The organism is Duganella sp. CF517, from assembly GCF_900110275.1.
Classification (GTDB): domain Bacteria; phylum Pseudomonadota; class Gammaproteobacteria; order Burkholderiales; family Burkholderiaceae_D; genus Rugamonas.
Window position 1 is genome coordinate 107,730 of the sequence record NZ_FODC01000008.1, and the last position, 16,063, is coordinate 123,792.

General features: G+C 63.5%; 15 protein-coding genes and 4 tRNA genes. 14 read left to right on the forward strand and 5 right to left on the reverse strand.

From position 1 onward, the window contains the following. Positions 1-2: 2 nt before the first annotated feature. Genes ttcA through BMX85_RS25970 form a run of 3 tightly spaced genes read right to left on the reverse strand, consistent with a single transcriptional unit; the run spans position 3 to position 2,209 of the window. The gene (gene ttcA, locus BMX85_RS25960) at positions 3-962 is read right to left on the reverse strand and encodes a tRNA 2-thiocytidine(32) synthetase TtcA (RefSeq protein ID WP_090325665.1); all 960 of its coding nucleotides are present in this window, start codon (positions 960-962) and stop codon (positions 3-5) included. 1 nt (position 963) lies between these two features. Then, entirely contained in the window at positions 964-1,362 is a 399-nt protein-coding gene (locus tag BMX85_RS25965; protein ID WP_090325667.1) for a dihydroneopterin aldolase, read from the reverse strand. A gap of 43 nt (positions 1,363-1,405) precedes the next feature. Continuing rightward, on the reverse strand, positions 1,406-2,209 hold the full coding sequence (locus tag BMX85_RS25970; RefSeq protein ID WP_090325669.1) for an SDR family oxidoreductase: 804 nt from the start codon (positions 2,207-2,209) through the stop codon (positions 1,406-1,408). Positions 2,210-2,270: 61 nt separating this feature from the next. Here BMX85_RS25970 and BMX85_RS25975 point away from each other — a divergent pair, with 61 nt between their 5' ends. Together BMX85_RS25975 and BMX85_RS25980 are read left to right on the forward strand one after the other, a co-directional pair. After that, positions 2,271-3,422 carry a class I SAM-dependent methyltransferase gene (locus BMX85_RS25975; protein WP_090325670.1) on the forward strand — a complete coding sequence of 384 codons (1,152 nt, stop codon included), beginning with the start codon at positions 2,271-2,273 and terminating at the stop codon, positions 3,420-3,422. A gap of 115 nt (positions 3,423-3,537) precedes the next feature. Continuing rightward, a complete protein-coding gene (locus BMX85_RS25980; protein ID WP_090325672.1) occupies positions 3,538-4,548 on the forward strand; it encodes a J domain-containing protein in 1,011 nt (336 codons plus the stop codon). On the opposite strand, the gene BMX85_RS25985 is transcribed toward BMX85_RS25980, so the two are convergent. Next, positions 4,545-5,021, reverse strand: coding sequence for a chemotaxis protein CheW (locus tag BMX85_RS25985; RefSeq protein WP_090325674.1), 477 nt, complete (start codon positions 5,019-5,021; stop codon positions 4,545-4,547). The genes BMX85_RS25980 and BMX85_RS25985 overlap by 4 nt on opposite strands. Before the next feature lie 245 nt (positions 5,022-5,266). Here BMX85_RS25985 and BMX85_RS25990 point away from each other — a divergent pair, with 245 nt between their 5' ends. Continuing rightward, positions 5,267-6,850 (forward strand): DUF3369 domain-containing protein, encoded by a 1,584-nt coding sequence (locus tag BMX85_RS25990; protein WP_090325676.1) that lies wholly within the window; start codon positions 5,267-5,269, stop codon positions 6,848-6,850. Between the two features lie 43 nt (positions 6,851-6,893). On the opposite strand, the gene BMX85_RS25995 is transcribed toward BMX85_RS25990, so the two are convergent. Next, a complete protein-coding gene (locus BMX85_RS25995) occupies positions 6,894-10,211 on the reverse strand; it encodes an EAL domain-containing protein (RefSeq protein ID WP_229210672.1) in 3,318 nt (1,105 codons plus the stop codon). Positions 10,212-10,474: 263 nt separating this feature from the next. Between BMX85_RS25995 and BMX85_RS26000 the strand changes: the two genes are divergently transcribed. From BMX85_RS26000 to rplL, 11 genes are all read left to right on the forward strand, one after another. Continuing rightward, positions 10,475-10,559, forward strand: a tRNA-Tyr gene (locus BMX85_RS26000). 48 nt (positions 10,560-10,607) lie between these two features. After that, positions 10,608-10,681, forward strand: a tRNA-Gly gene (locus tag BMX85_RS26005). 54 nt (positions 10,682-10,735) lie between these two features. Beyond that, positions 10,736-10,810 (forward strand) — tRNA-Thr (locus BMX85_RS26010). A gap of 186 nt (positions 10,811-10,996) precedes the next feature. After that, entirely contained in the window at positions 10,997-12,187 is a 1,191-nt protein-coding gene (gene tuf, locus BMX85_RS26015; protein ID WP_090325678.1) for an elongation factor Tu, read from the forward strand. Positions 12,188-12,254: 67 nt separating this feature from the next. Then, a tRNA-Trp gene (locus tag BMX85_RS26020) sits at positions 12,255-12,330 on the forward strand. A gap of 35 nt (positions 12,331-12,365) precedes the next feature. Beyond that, a complete protein-coding gene (secE, locus tag BMX85_RS26025) occupies positions 12,366-12,749 on the forward strand; it encodes a preprotein translocase subunit SecE (protein ID WP_090325680.1) in 384 nt (127 codons plus the stop codon). Beyond that, the gene (nusG, locus tag BMX85_RS26030; RefSeq protein ID WP_090325682.1) at positions 12,749-13,378 is read left to right on the forward strand and encodes a transcription termination/antitermination protein NusG; all 630 of its coding nucleotides are present in this window, start codon (positions 12,749-12,751) and stop codon (positions 13,376-13,378) included. Before secE ends, nusG begins: the two co-directional genes overlap by 1 nt. A gap of 121 nt (positions 13,379-13,499) precedes the next feature. Then, a complete protein-coding gene (gene rplK / locus BMX85_RS26035) occupies positions 13,500-13,931 on the forward strand; it encodes a 50S ribosomal protein L11 (RefSeq protein WP_090325685.1) in 432 nt (143 codons plus the stop codon). 2 nt (positions 13,932-13,933) lie between these two features. Beyond that, positions 13,934-14,629, forward strand: a complete 696-nt coding sequence (gene rplA, locus BMX85_RS26040; protein ID WP_090325687.1) for a 50S ribosomal protein L1 — start codon at positions 13,934-13,936, stop codon at positions 14,627-14,629. A gap of 255 nt (positions 14,630-14,884) precedes the next feature. Further along, a complete protein-coding gene (gene rplJ, locus BMX85_RS26045) occupies positions 14,885-15,424 on the forward strand; it encodes a 50S ribosomal protein L10 (RefSeq protein WP_090326110.1) in 540 nt (179 codons plus the stop codon). Positions 15,425-15,513: 89 nt separating this feature from the next. Beyond that, positions 15,514-15,888 carry a 50S ribosomal protein L7/L12 gene (rplL, locus tag BMX85_RS26050; RefSeq protein WP_090325689.1) on the forward strand — a complete coding sequence of 125 codons (375 nt, stop codon included), beginning with the start codon at positions 15,514-15,516 and terminating at the stop codon, positions 15,886-15,888. Positions 15,889-16,063: the final 175 nt, after the last annotated feature.

Below are 16,063 nucleotides of genomic sequence, written 5' to 3' on the forward strand. Positions count from 1 at the left end.
GTTTATTGTGCGCGCTTGAGCACTTCGCTCTGGATCGCGAACGCGCCGTTGACGCCGTCGAGCGTGATGCTCTCGTCCTTGTCGAACAGGATGTCGCCGGTGAAGGCGCCTTCGGCTTCGCGCATCTCGTTTTTGCTGAAGTCGAACAAGCCGCGGTCCATCATGTGCGACGGCTTGATGTTGCCCATCGCGGTGAACATGCTCTTGATCCACAGCGGGTTTTTCTGCTGCCAGGTCGCCAGCATTTCCTTCATCGCCTGCCGCTGCAAATTCGGCTGCGAGCCGCACAGGTTGCACGGGATGATGGGGAAGCCCATCTTGCCGGCGTATTTTTCGATGTCCTGCTCGCGGCAGTAGGCCAGCGGGCGGATCACCACGTTCTCGCCGTCGTCGGCGGTCAGCCTGGCCGGCATGGTCTTGATGGTCCCGCCGTAGAACATATTGAGCAGGAAGGTCTCGAGGATGTCGCCCTGGTGGTGGCCCAGCGCGATCTTGGTCGCGCCCAGCTCCTTGGCGGTGCGGTACAGGATGCCCCGGCGCAGGCGCGAACACAGCGAGCAGGTGGTCTTGCCCGGCTCGATCTTCTCGGTGACGATGCTGTAGGTGTCCTGTTCGACGATCTTGTACGGCACGCCGATCTTCTGGAAGTACTCCGGCAGCACGTGCTCCGGGAAGCCCGGCTGCTTTTGATCGAGGTTGACCGCGATCAGGTCGAACTTGACCGGCGCGATTTTACGCAGGTGCATCAGGATGTCGAGCATCGCGTAGCTGTCCTTGCCGCCGGACATGCACACCATCACCAGGTCGCCCTCGGTGATCATGTCGAAGTCGACGATCGCCTTGCCGGTTTGCGTGCGCAGCTTCTTTTGCAGCAGCTCGAAGCGGCGCGAGTCGGTCGGATCGCGCTCCGGCGCCGCGGCCGGGGCCTGGTCTTGTTGCGGAAGATGTAGTGGAGCGTTCATATCAGACGTTGTCCTTGATCTTGAATACTTCGACGCCGACGCCTTCGCAGTCCGGGTACACGTCCGGCTTCATCGTCGAGACGCGGGCGGCGCGCACGCGCGGGTGGTCCAGCATCGCGCGCACGATGTCGTCGCACAGGCTTTCCTGCAGCTGCACGTGGCCGCGCGCCATCAGCTTGGCGATGGTGTCGCGGATGAAGTCATAGTCGACCACTTCGTCGAGCTGGTCGTGGGTCGGCGTCGACACCGCCAGCGGGATGTACAGGTCGACGTTGATCAGCAGCCGCTGCTCGCCCTTTTTCTCGAATTCATACACGCCGATGTTGATCAGCACTTCGTAATTGCGCAGGAACAGGCGGCGGCAGTCGGTCAGACTCGGGTGGGACAGGGCGGACAACATGGGATTACCTTCTTTCGATTTAAATGCTACTTATTTAGCCGGCTCATTTCGCCAGGAACATCACGTCGCGCGGCAGCGGCACCAGGTGCTGGCCGCCGTCGACCAGCAAGGTGGTGCCGGTCATGGCGCGCGCCGAGGCGGCGTAGACGACGCTGTCGGCGATGTCCTCGGGGGTGCTGGAGCGGCCCAGCGGGGTTTGCTGGTGCGCGTTGGCGAAACCGGCTTCGGTCTGGTCGCCGGACACCATCGTGATGCCGGGCGCGATGCCGACCACCCGCACCGCCGGCGCCAGCTGCTGCGCCAGCATCGTGGTGGCGGTGTGCAGCGCGGCCTTGGACAGGGTGTACGACAAAAAATCAGGATTGAGATTGTACAGTTTTTGGTCGAGCAGATTGATGACGGCGGCCGGCTCGCCGCCGCCGTCGAGCGTGGCCGCGTGCAGCGCCTGCGACAGCAGGATGGGCGCGGCGACGTTGGCGCGCATGTGGGCGTCGAGCCGGGCGGCGGTGAAATCGGCGGCGCTGTCGTAGTCGAACAGCGAGGCGTTGTTGACCACGCAGCGCACCGGCCCGAGGGCGGCGATGGCGCGCGGCAGCAGCTCACGCACGGCCGCTTCGTCCGACAGGTCGCACCGCAGCGCGACGGCGCGCCGGCCCAGCGCGACGATGTCGGCCACCACCTGGCGCGCCTCGCCCTCCGAGGCGCGGTAGTGCACCGCCACGTCCCAGCCGGCGCGCGCCAGCCCGAGCGCGATGGCGCGGCCGATGCGGCGCCCGGCGCCGGTCACGAGGGCGACGCGGACCGTCGCCGGCGCGGCTGGAGTGGGTGGGTGCTGCGTTGTGGTCATAGTCGCTGTTCAAAAATAGTGTGAGTGTCACGTCGGCGCGCCGATTCGCTACAATGCCGGTATGTCCCTACCCGTACCTTCTAGCGACGCGCTGGCCGCGTCCCACGCCCTGCAAAACCTGATCGCCGCCGACGTCGAACGCAATGACGGCGCCATTTCCTTCGCCCGCTTCATGGAACTGGCGCTGTACGCGCCCGATTTGGGCTATTACAGCGGCGGCTCCGCCAAGCTTGGCAAAGATGGCGATTTTACAACCGCGCCGGAAATGACGCCGCTGTTCGGCGCCGCCCTGGCGCGCGTCGCAGCCGCTATTATCGCCCAAAGCGCGCCGCGCATCCTCGAATTCGGCGCCGGCACCGGCAAGCTGGCGTTCGACATCCTGAGCGCGATGGCCGCCGACGGCGTCGCCGTCGAGCGTTATTTCATCGTCGAGCTGTCGGGCGAACTGCGCGCGCGCCAGCGCGAGCGGCTGCGCGATTTCCCGCAAGTGGAGTGGCTCGACGCGCTGCCGGACGCCTTCGACGGCGTCGTCTTCGGCAACGAGGTGCTCGACGCCATGCCGGTGCACCTGGTCACCAAGCATCCGCGGGGCTGGCACGAGCTGCGCGTGACGGTGCGCGACGGCCGCTTCGACTGGCTCGAGGCGCCGGCCGACGCCGCGCTGCTGGCGCAAATCGAACGCCAGATCGCCGACCACGCCGCGCTGCCGGTCGGCTACGTCACCGAGGTGCACGGCGTGGCCTGCGGCTTCATGGCCACCTTGGGGCGCATGCTGCGCGACGGCGGCGCCAACGCCGCCTTCCTGTTCGACTACGGCTTCCCGGCGCACGAATACTATCTGGGCCTGCGCGCCACCGGCACCCTGATGTGCCACTACCGCCACCACGCGCATCCGGACCCGTTCTATTATCCGGGCCTGCAGGACATCACCGCCCACGTCGACTTCACGGCGATGGCGCTGGCGGCGCAGGACGCCGGCGCCGGCGTGCTGGCGTACCTGAACCAGGCCGGCTTCCTGATCGGCGCCGGCATCGGCGAGCTGCTGCTGCGCACCGACCCGGCCGACACGCTCAATTACCTGCCGCGGGCGGGCGCCGTGCAAAAACTGCTGTCGCCGGCGGAGATGGGCGAATTGTTTAAAGTCTTGGTGGTAGGAAAGAACGTGACGTTGCCCGAAGCCATCACAATGCATGACCGCAGTCATCGTTTGTAGATAAAATGGCACAATAGGCGGAAAAGCAAAGCCGTTCGCCACCTCAACGGTGGGATCGGCGGCCGAAGATCGGCTATGATGGAAGATCGAGCGCCGATTTCACGCCTTAGGAACAATGGGAAAGATACACACTCACTATGACAACCTGAAAGTGTCGCGCATGGCGCCTCAGGAAGTCATACGTGCCGCCTACAAGGCCCTCAGCCAGAAATACCACCCGGACAAGAATCCGGGTGATGAAAAGGCTGCGCGCATCATGGCCATTCTCAACAGCGCCTACGACACCCTGTCCGACACCCAGCGCCGCCGCGAGCACGACGAGTGGATCGCCGCCGAGGAGTGGGAAATCGAATGGCTCGAGAGCACCCGCAACGAGGACCGCGGCGATAAAATGCGCCACGACGCCGACCGCTGGAATCCGGAGCCGGTCGACGACCCGCAACCGTTGCCGGCGCCGCTGCGCAAATGGAAGTGGTGGGCCGGGCTGGCCGGCTGCCTGGTGGCCGGCTGGATCGGCGGCACGATGGCGTCCGAGTCGGCGCTGCTGGAGGCGGCGCTGGGCGGCAAGGTGCGCAGCGGCGCCAAGGCCGAGGCGCAGCGCGCCGCCAAGGCCGAACCGCGCGAGCGCGACGACTGGGCCGGGCACAAGCCGTTCTACCCGGAGGCCGACACCTCGCCCGCGCCCAAGGGCGCGCCGGTCAAGGTGGTGGCGATGTCGCAGATCGTGCTGCCCGGGGTCACGCCCGATTGCGACAACGACAGCCAGACGCTGGTCGCGCCCAACGGCGAGCCGTGGCCGGCCAACTCCGGCTATATCGAGGGTTTCACCATCGGCAACAAGGGCGACGACATCCAGCTGATGCTCGACAACGCCAACAACGCCTCGGCGGTGTTCATCAAGGTCTACGACGTCGAGCGGCGCGCCAACGTGCGCTACGCCTACGTGCAGGCGCACGACAAGCTGATGGTCGACAAACTATCGAACGGCAAGTACGAGATCCGCTACCAGAACCTCGACCCGGGCGGCGGCCGGGGCGGCTGTTCCGGCGCCGGTCCCGGCACCGCCGCGGCGCCGAGCCGCACCGCCGCCGCCGGCGGCGCAAACACGCCGCCGCTCGGCAACTAGCCGGCCACCGTCTCCATCAATCCCATCTCCTCGCTCGACATCAGCTTGTCGATATTGACCAGGATCAGCATGCGCTCGTCGATGGTGCCCAGGCCGATCAGGTAGTCGGAGCTGAAGGCGGTGCCCATCTCCGGCGCCGGCTTGACCTGCTCGGGCGTCAACGTGGTCACGTCGGACACCGAGTCGACCACCATGCCGACCACGCGGCCGTTGATGTTGAGGATGATGACGACGGTGAACTGGTCGTACACCGGCTCGCCCAGGTTGAACTTGATGCGCATGTCCACCACCGGGATGATGATGCCGCGCAGGTTGATGACGCCCTTGATGAACTCCGGCGCGTTGGCGATGCGGGTGACCGCCTCGTAGCCGCGGATCTCCTGCACCTTGAGGATGTCGATGCCGTATTCCTCGGAACCGAGCGTGAAAGCGAGGAACTCCCTGCCGGCGATATCGGATGCGTTTTCTTGCATGGCGATGGTCCTTTTTTGTGTCCTTGTTGTGGTCCTTGAAATGTTGATCCGCGTCGGCGGCCTCCCGCTAAGAGTATCAGAGTCGGCGCGCCGTGACGAGCGCTGAAAAGGCGCCGTTTGGTAAACGGCGGCGCGCTGTTGCTATCGCTTCCAAGGAGCTTGTCACAGGGGGGGAATCTGATTATGCTAGCCTTAGCCCAGGCACGCGGCGCGGCCGGACGCCGGACCTTCCAGGAGACTTGTGTATGACAGATTCAACCGCCTCAGACGACGACTGGCTGATCGAGGAAGACGAGGAAGCACAGCCGGCCGATGGGGCGGGCGCTCCCGACCAGCGCCAGTGGCGCGTGCTGATCGTCGACGACGACGTCGACGTCCACGCCGTCACGCGCCTGGCGCTGCGCAACGTCAGCTTCAAGGGCCGCGAGCTCGAACTGTTCTCCGCCTACAGCGGGCGCGAAGCGTTCGACATCCTGCGCGACACGCCCGACATCGCGCTGGTGCTGCTCGACGTCGTCATGGAGACCGACGACGCCGGCCTGATACTGGCGCGCCGCATCCGCGAGGAGCTGCACAACGCCATCGTGCGCGTGGTGCTGCGCACCGGCCAGCCGGGCCAGGCGCCCGAGCAGCGCGTCATCATCGAATACGACATCAACGACTACAAGGCCAAGACCGAGCTGACCACGCAGAAGCTGTTCACCACCGTGATCTCGGCGCTGCGCGCGTACGAGAGCCTCAACATGCTCGAACGCAGCCGCATCGGCCTGGGCAAGATCCTGGCCGGCGCCACCAATTTGTACCAGATCCACTCGCTGCGCGAATTCGCCTCCGGCGTGCTCAATCAGGTCAGCGCGATCCTCGACGTCGGCTCGGACGGCGTGCTGTGCCTGATGCAGGGCGACACCGGCGTCACCAGCGTGGTGGCGGCCACCGGCGGCTACGCGCAACTGAGCGAGGCGGAGCTGATGCCGACCGGCCATCCGCTGTGGCCGACCATCGCCAAGGCCTTCGCCGAAAAGAAAAGCCAGTTCGACCACCCGGCCAACGTGCTGTTCATCCACACGCGGGAAAACCGCGAGGTGGCCATCTCGGTCACGCCGCCGTGGCCCCTGGCGCAGATCCAGCGCGACCTGCTGGAGGTGTTCTGCCAGAGGATAGCGGCGGCCTTCGACAACCTGTACATGTTCGGCCAGTTGCGCAAGGCGCAGGAGGCCACCGTGGTGGCGCTGGCCGACCTGGCCGAGTTCCGCGACAGCGGCACCGGCGGCCATGTGCGGCGCGTGCAGCAGCTGTCGTCGTCGCTGGCGGCGCGGCTGGCCGAACGCGGCTCCTATCCCGACGAGGTCACGCCGCAGCTGCTGGAGATGATCGGGCTGGCGAGCATCCTGCACGATGTCGGCAAGGTCGCCACGCCGGACCACATCCTGCTCAAACCAGGGCCGCACACGCCGGAGGAGCGCGCCGAGATGCAGACCCACGCGGCGGTGGGGCGCGCGATCCTGGAGCGCGCCGCCGGCATGGTCGACGGCGTCAGCTACCTGACCTACGGAGCGGCGATCGCCGGCGGCCACCACGAGCATTTCGACGGCAACGGCTATCCGAACCAGCTCAAGGGCACCGCCATTCCGATCGCCGCGCGCATCGTCGCCGTGGTCGACGTCTTCGACTCGCTGCTGCACGAGCGGCCCTACAAGGAGCCGTGGCCGCACACCGAGGTGATGGCCTACATCACCGAGCGCGCCGGCAAGCAGTTCGATCCGGAGGTGGTGGCGTCGCTGCTGGAGCTGATCGAGCGCGATCCGACCATCGGGCGCACGCCCGATTGATCGCCGCCGATTGAGCGCCGCCGATTGAGCGGCGTGGCGGCCGTTACGCCAGGTTGATCCGGCTCACGCGGTTGCGCTGCTCCGCGTCCTCGCCGTTCTCGTTCGCCGCCATCGCTTCGAATTGCGCGGCCGGCATCGGCCGCGCGAACAGATAGCCCTGCGCCTCGTCGCACTGCTTGGCGCGCAGGAAGTCGCGCTGCGCCTCCGTCTCCACCCCTTCCGCCACCACGCCCAGCCCCAGCGAATGGGCCAGCGCGATGGTGGCCGCGACGATCACCGCGTCGTCCGGATCGGTCTCGATATCCTTGACGAAGCCGCGGTCGATCTTGATGCGGTCGATCTCGAACAACTTCAAGTAACTGAGCGACGAATAGCCGGTGCCGAAATCGTCGATCGCCACCTTGATGCCGCGCGAGCGCAGCTCGACCAGCAGCGCGCGGCTGCGCTCCGGGTCCTGCATCGCCGCCGATTCGGTGATCTCCAGTTCCAGCAGCGCCGGGTCGATGCCCTGGCTGGCCAGCAGGTGGTCGAGGTGCGGCAGCAGGCCGGCGCCGTGGCACTGGCGCGCCGACAGGTTGACCGCCAGCCGCAAATGCGCCAGCGGCGTGCCGCGCCACGACGCCAGCAGGCCGGTGGCGCGCTTGAGCACCCAGTCGCCCAGCGGCAGGATCAGCCCCGACTCCTCGGCGATCGGGATGAAGCGGTCCGGCCCCACCATGCCCAGCTCCGGATGGTGCCAGCGCAGCAGCGCCTCGGCGCCGATCACGCGCTGCGTGGCCAGCTCCACCTGCGGCTGCAGGTACAGCTCGAATTCGTCCTGCTCGAGCGCCTGCCACAGGCGGTTCTCCAGCATCAGCCGCTCGTGGGTGGCGATGTTCATCTCGGCCGAGAAGAACTGGAAGTTGCCGCGTCCCTGGCTCTTGGCGGCGTACATCGCGGTGTCGGCGTGGCGCATCAAGGTGCTGCCGTCGTCGCCGTCGGACGGGAACATCGCCACGCCGACGCTGGCGCCGCTGTGGATGCTCTTGCCTTCCAAATCGTAGGGCGCGGTCAGCGATTCGACGATGCGCACGGCGATGTGGGTGACGTCGTCCGGCGTGATGCCGCCGGAGGCGACGACGATGAATTCGTCGCCGCCCAGGCGGGCGATGATGTCGACCTCGCGCAGCAGCTCGCGCAGGCGCTGGGCCACGGCGACCAGCAGCAGGTCGCCGGTCTGGTGGCCGTGCGTGTCGTTGATCTTCTTGAAGTGGTCGAGGTCGATGAACAGCACCGCGGCGGCGCCGTGCGCGCGCCGCGTCTGCGCCAGCAACTGCTCCAGGCGCAGGTTGAGCGACAGGCGGTTGTCCAGGCCCGTCAGGGTGTCGTGGTGGGCCAGGCGGTGGATGCGCTCCTGCGCCATGCGCTGCTCGGTGAGGTCGTGCAGGATGGCGACGAACAGGTGCTCGTCGGGCAGCTCGACCTCGCTCACCGAGATCGCCAGCGGGAATTCGCCGCCGTCGCTGCGCCAGCCGGTCAGCGTGTAGTCGTGGGTGACGCCGCAGGCGATCATGCGCAGCAGGCCGGCCGCGTCGAGGCCGTCGGACTCGCCGACGCCGACCGGGATCAGGCGCTCGAGCCGCAGGCGCGTCATCTGCTCGGGCGTGTAGCCGAACAGGCGCCCGGCGGCGGCGTTGGCCGACATCAGCAGGCCGTCGCCGTCGATGGTGAGGATGGCGTCGGCGGCCTTGTTCAAGATCGCCTGCAGCCGCGCTTCGCGCTCGCGCAGGCGCGCCGTGCTGTCCTTGACCTGCGCCTGGATGCGCGCCCGCTCGCCGCTGATGAGCAGCATCAGCGTGCCCAGCAGGCCGGTCAGCAGCAGGCCGCAGGTCAGCACGGTCCAGCTTTGCCAGCCGCGCTGCTGTTGCAGGTAGGCCGGCGTCGGCGCCAGGGTCAGCTCGTAGATGCGCCCGCCGAAGTGCAGCTGGTGCTGGAAGTCGCCCGCCGCCGGCGCGCGCAGCAGGCTGTCGCGCAGGGCGCGGCCCGGGGTGTCGTCGTCCATGTCCTCGAAGCGCACCAGGAAGTGCTCGAACTCGGAGCGCTTGAGCGCCTGGTCGAGGTAGGCGTCGAACTGCAGCGCGATCAGCAGCGCGCCGACCGGCTGGTGCTGGGCGTTGTTGGGGTACACCGTTTGCAGCAGCAGCACGCCGTGGCCGGGCAAGGTGCGCGCGAACTGCAGCGGCGCCGTCGCCGTCGGCTGGCCCGACTGGATCGCCCGCTCCAGCGCGGCGCGGCGCTGGTCCTCGGACAGGAAGTCGAGGCCGACGTAGTCGCGGCCCTCGGCCGGTTCGACGAAGGTGACCGGGAAGTAGTGCGGGCGCCGCGCCGCCGCGCGCAGCGCGCCGCTCAGCGAGCGCTCGCGGATTTCGAACGACGGCGCCACGTGCTGGCGCGCCCAGGCCTCGAACGTGGCGCGCTCGGCGCCGGCCACCGGCACCAGCCAGCCCATCGACAGCAGCTCGGGGCGCTGGTCGAGGTAGCCGTGCGCCAGGTTGCTGAAGTCGTCCGCGCCCAGTATCCGGCTGGGATCGTTGAGCGCCTTGGCCATGGCGTAGATGAAGCGTTCGTGTTCGCTAAATTGCGCTTGCAGCAGATCGCCGGTCTGCTGCGCCTTGAGGCGGAAGGTTTGCAGCTGCTGGTTGCTCTCCCATTTGTCGGCCTGCACGTAGATGGCGATGAAGGCGGCCGCCGACAGCACCAGCGGCAGGCCCACCAGCATGCGGCGGCGCTCCCACAGCGCGCGCGGGCGGCCGATGGCGATCCACGTCAGCGGCGCGGCCAGCAGCACGCCGATGGTGTCGCCCATCCACCAGGCCAGCCAGTCGCCCACCAGGCCGTCCCAGCGCATCACGCCGGCCAGCAGCATGCCCGACAGCGAGACGGTGCAGCTGATGACGGTGACGCTGGCGGCCAGCAGGATGAAGCGCACCACGTCGCGCCCCGAGCCGAGCGCCGGATCGATGTGGCGGCGGAACAGGCTGGCGCCGACCCAGGCTTGCAGGGTGGCGCCGGCGGCGGTCGCCAGCGCGCCCAGCAGGGCGGACGCGGTGACGCCGCCGAAGCCCTGCCAGGACGGCAGCAGGTTGACCCACAGCGAGCCGAGCGCGACGGCCGGCAGCAGCCGCAGGCCGCCGATGGCGCAGGCGGCCAGGGCGATGCCGGCGGGCAGGAAAATCGGCGAGGCGTAGCCGGGCGGCAGCGCCAGGAGCAGGCCGAGGCGGCCGGCGATCACATAGGCGGCCAGCAGGGCCAGCATGGCCGGCATGGCCGGCACCACGGTACGTCGGTCGGCGCCAGGGGGCGTCAGCTGCGGGTTGTTCAACTGCGGTGCTCCCGGGTCGCGTGGAGGTTGGTCGAAAAGCGTCGAGTGGCGTCGAAAGCGGGTCGATCGGCGCGCCGATCTGCGACCGATTGTATAGGAAATCATTCGACGTAAAAACAACACTTGCACTTTTGCACGCGGTCCAGTTAAAATCTCGCCCCGAAGCAGACGGTTCATCCTCACGGACGCAAAATATCGCAGTCCAGGCGTTATTGGAGGGTTGACAGGTCAAAGTAATTGCTTCATACTCTGCGGTTCCTCGCGGAGGGGTGGCCGAGTGGTTAAAGGCGACAGACTGTAAATCTGTTCTCTATGAGTACGCTGGTTCGAATCCAGCCCCCTCCACCAAGTTGTTGCGGTGAGACTGAGTAGCAAAAGTGAAATGAACGATACCTCGCGGGTGTAGCTCAATGGTAGAGCAGAAGCCTTCCAAGCTTACGACGAGGGTTCGATTCCCTTCACCCGCTCCAGTGTTGTTGCAATGCAGATGCGCAGGCAGGGCATCAAATAGCAGTACCCCATCAGCCCTTTTAGCTCAGTGGTAGAGCACTCCCTTGGTAAGGGAGAGGCCACGTGTTCAATCCACGTAAAGGGCACCAGAATTCGCAGTGCATAGTAATCAGCAGCACGTCGGCAGAGATAGCAGCATGTGCAGCAAAAAATGCAGCAAAAAATCAGCAGCAAAAAATTCAGCAGCAAAAAATTCAGTAGCAACAAATTCAGCAGCATTCACAGACAGTCGGGCGCGAGCCCGGGCAATCACACCAAATCGTTAGGAGTCTAAAATGGCAAAAGGTAAATTCGAACGGACCAAGCCGCACGTCAACGTCGGCACCATCGGCCACGTCGACCACGGCAAGACCACCCTGACCGCTGCGATCGCAACCGTTCTGTCGAAGAAATTCGGCGGCGAAGCTAAAGCATACGACCAGATCGATGCGGCTCCGGAAGAAAAAGCACGCGGCATCACCATCAACACCGCGCACGTCGAGTACGAGACCGCCGCTCGCCACTACGCCCACGTTGACTGCCCAGGCCACGCCGACTACATCAAAAACATGATCACCGGTGCTGCCCAGATGGACGGCGCGATCCTGGTTTGCTCGGCGGCCGACGGCCCGATGCCACAGACCCGCGAGCACATCCTGCTGGCCCGTCAAGTTGGCGTTCCATACATCATCGTGTTCCTGAACAAGTGCGACCTGGTCGACGACGCGGAACTGCTGGAACTGGTCGAAATGGAAGTTCGTGAATTGTTGTCGAAATACGAATTCCCAGGCGACGACGTGCCGATCATCAAAGGTTCGGCCCGTATGGCGCTGGAAGGCAAAGAAGGCGAAATGGGCGTTGACGCGATCATGCGCCTGGCCGACGCGCTGGACAGCTACATCCCTACGCCAGAGCGCGCAGTCGATGGCGCCTTCCTGATGCCAGTGGAAGACGTGTTCTCGATCTCGGGTCGCGGCACCGTGGTGACCGGTCGTATCGAGCGCGGCATCATTAAGGTCGGCGAAGAGATCGAAATCGTCGGCATCACCGACACCGTCAAGACCACTTGCACCGGCGTGGAAATGTTCCGCAAGCTGCTGGACCAGGGTCAAGCCGGCGACAACGTCGGTCTGCTGCTGCGCGGCACCAAGCGTGAAGACGTCCAGCGCGGCCAGGTTCTGGCCAAGCCGGGTTCGATCAAGCCGCACAACCACTTCACCGGCGAGATCTATGTCCTGTCGAAAGATGAAGGCGGCCGTCACACCCCGTTCTTCAACAACTATCGTCCACAGTTCTACTTCCGTACGACTGACGTGACCGGTTCGATCGAACTGCCAGCGGACAAAGAAATGGTTATGCCAGGCGACAACGTGTCGATCACCGTCAAGCTGATCAACCCGATCGCGATGGAAGAAGGCCTGCGCTTCGCGATCCGCGAAGGTGGCCGTACCGTTGGTGCAGGTGTTGTTGCGAAGATCATCGCTTAAGGAATATCCTGATCTACCACCAGGGGCGTCTCTGGTGGTATAATCGATATCCTTTGTAGTTTTACGTAGGGACGTAGCTCAATTGGCAGAGCGTCGGTCTCCAAAACCGAAGGTTGGGGGTTCGATGCCCTCCGTCCCTGCCACCGTTTTCAGGTGCAGGGCACCGAAAGTAAATTAAATGTCAAATCAATCCGTGCAGACCGTCAGCACGTCGAATGACAAGATTAAGGTTGCGCTGGCAATAGCCGTTGCAATCGCAGGCGTGGTGGGGTTTTATTACCTGTCAGACAAACCAGCTCTCGTACGCGCAGGCGCACTTGTAGCTGGTTTGGCTTTTGCCGTTCTGCTCTTGTGGACTTCGTCGACTGGCCGTGATTTCCTGAATTTCGCCAAAGAAGCCGTGCGCGAGACGAAAAAGGTCGTTTGGCCCACCCGTCGCGAAGCGGCCCAGATCACGGGCATCGTGTTCGCCTTCGTGCTGGTGATGGCGCTGTTCCTGTGGGGCACGGATAAGACGTTGGAATTCCTGTTGTACGATCTCATTCTGGGCATACGAAAATAATGAACGAAAACGTGCAAGATGATGCGGCAGGCGAATCGGTGACCGGTGAAGCGCCGGCGACCGAAGCCGTCGCGGCGCCGGTAAGCGTTCCGGTGAGCAACAAGCGCTGGTACGTTGTTCATGCGTATTCCGGTATGGAAAAAAGCGTGCAGCGCGCGCTGACCGAGCGCGTCGAACGCGCCGGCATGCAAGACCAGTTCGGCCAGATCCTGGTGCCGACCGAAGAAGTGGTCGAAGTCAAGAACGGTCAAAAGTCCGTCACCGAGCGTCGTTTCTTCCCGGGCTATGTCCTGGTCGAGATGGAAATGACCGACGAGACGTGGCACCTGGTGAAAAACACCAACAAGGTGACCGGCTTCATCGGCGGCAAATCGAACAAGCCGACGCCGATTCCGGCGCGCGAGATCGACAAGATCATGCAGCAGATGCAAGAGGGTGTCGAGAAGCCGCGGCCGAAAGTGCTGTACGAAGTGGGCGAGCAAGTCCGCATCAAGGACGGCCCGTTCACCGACTTCAACGGCAACGTCGAGGAAGTCAACTACGAGAAATCGAAAGTGCGCGTCTCGGTCACCATCTTCGGCCGCGCCACACCAGTCGAGCTCGAATTCGGCCAGGTCGAAAAAGTATAAATACCGTTCGCCAGAACGGGCGACGGTGTAAAAACCCCGACAATCTGGCACCAGAGGAGCCCCGCCATGCAATCGATCGCATGGCGGGGCGCTACTACTCATACCCAAGATAGGAGCCATCATGGCAAAGAAAATCATTGGTTTTATCAAGCTGCAAGTGCCAGCTGGTAAAGCAAACCCATCCCCACCGATCGGTCCAGCGCTGGGTCAGCGCGGTCTGAACATCATGGAATTCTGCAAAGCGTTCAACGCGCAGACCCAGGGTATGGAACCAGGCATGCCGATTCCGGTCGTCATCACCGCGTTCGCCGACAAGTCGTTCACCTTCGTGATGAAGACGCCGCCAGCGACCTACCTGATCAAGAAGCACTCGGGTATCACCAAAGGTTCGCCGAAGCCACATACCGACAAAGTCGGCAAGCTGACCCGCGCGCAAGCTGAAGAAATCGCTAAATTGAAAACCCCAGATCTGACCGCTGCCGACATGGATGCCGCTGTACGCACCATCGCCGGTTCCGCACGTTCGATGGGCATCACGGTGGAAGGTCTGTAATCATGGCAAAACTGTCCAAACGCGCTAAAGTTATCAAATCCAAAGTTGATAGCACCAAGACCTATGCCTTCGACAACGCCGTCGCGTTGATCAAAGAGCTGGCCACCGCCAAGTTCAACGAATCGATCGACGTGTCGGTCCAGCTGGGCGTCGATCCTAAGAAGTCGGACCAGGTCGTTCGCGGTTCCGTCGTGCTGCCAGCCGGCACCGGCAAGACCGTTCGCGTCGCCGTGTTCGCTTCGGGCGAAAAAGCCGAGCAGGCCAAAGCCGCCGGCGCCGATGTGGTTGGTATGGAAGACCTGGCCGAGCGCGTCAAAGCCGGCGACATGCCTTTCGATATCGTCATCGCGTCGCCAGACACCATGCGTATCGTCGGTACCCTGGGTCAGATCCTGGGCCCACGCGGCCTGATGCCTAACCCGAAGGTCGGCACTGTTACCCCTGACGTCGCTACCGCCGTGAAAAACGCGAAAGCCGGTCAAGTCCAGTACCGTACCGACAAAGCCGGTATCATCCACGCAACGATCGGCCGCAAATCGTTCGCCGACGCCGATCTGAAGAGCAACCTGGTTGCCCTGATCGACGCGCTGAACAAAGCCAAGCCGGCCTCGAGCAAAGGTGTGTACCTGCGCAAGGTATCGCTGTCGTCGACCATGGGCGCTGGCGTCCGTGTCGACCAGGCTACCCTGGCTGCTTAAGTAAAAAATCAAGTCGTCGAGCTGTCAAGCTTGGCGCAGTTCTTTGGGCTGGTCGGTGTTGCTTGCAATGCCGGCCAGACAATCAAAGACCGTTGGGCTCGGCGCAGCAGGCAGGCGCCGGGTTAATTGGATTTTCCGCCCAACGCAGATGGTGTACCCGATCAAGTTTCGTAGTCCATTGGACTCCTAAACCTCGGACGCCGTTGTTCGAACCGATGGCAGGCAGTCGCCCGTCATCATTTAAGGAGGTTGACCGTGGGTCTCAATCTGAATGACAAAAAGGCCGTCGTCGCCGAAGTTTCCGCAAAAGTAGCAACTGCGCAAACGATCGTCGTGGCCGAATATCGTGGCATCCAGGTTGCTCACTTGACGCAACTTCGTGCCAAAGCGCGCGCTCAAGGCGTGTACCTGCGTGTGTTGAAAAATACGCTCGCTCGTCGCTCCGTCGAAGGCACGCAGTTCGCCAGCCTGGCAGACAGCATGACCGGTCCGTTGATCTACTCGATCTCGGACGATGCCGTTGCAGCAGCTAAAGTCATCGCCGACTTCGCTAAAACCAACGACAAACTGGTCATCACCGCAGGCAACTACGCAGGCAAGCAGCTGGATAAAGCAGCTGTTACCGCGTTGGCGAGCATTCCTAGCCGTGAAGTCCTCATTTCGCAGTTGTTGGGCGTTATGCTGGCTCCGGTGTCGGGCTTTGCACGTGGTCTGGCTGCTCTGGCAGCGAAAAAATCCGAAGGCGCTCCTGCCGCAGCTGAAGAAGTTGCTGCAGAAGAAGCCCCAGCCGCTTAATAGCGACTGTGTCCCGGCCTGGCCGGGGCGGATTTTTCTCAAGTACCAATCTGATGTACTAACGAATCAATAAATTATTGGAGTTTCAAATGGCAATTAGCAAAGACGACATCCTGGCAGCAGTTAGCGAAATGTCCGTAATGGACCTGAACGAACTGGTCAAAGCTTTCGAAGAAAAATTCGGCGTTTCGGCCGCAGCAATGGCAGCTCCAGCAGCTGGCGGCGCCGCAGCTGGCGCGGTTGCTGAAGAGCAAACCGAATTCAACGTTGTTCTGACCGAAATCGGCGCGAACAAAGTTGGCGTGATTAAAGCTGTTCGCGAAATCACCGGTCTGGGCCTGAAAGAAGCCAAAGACGTGGTTGATGGCGCTCCTAAGACCGTCAAAGAAGCCCTGTCGAAAGCTGACGCTGAAGCCGCTAAGAAGAAGCTGGAAGAAGCTGGCGCCAAGGCTGAACTGAAGTAATCAAGTTGTACGGCGCCTAGCTAGTAATTAGCGCCTCGAGCCAAAGCTGCGGATTTCCTTCTGAAAGGGAGGAAATCCGGCTTTGGCTCCTTTGTCGTCCTCGTCGTATTTGTAGCGTTTTGTCCGACGCTGCAGTGGTTAGTAGTTTATTCAAATCAGCTGGAAATGGTAGAGA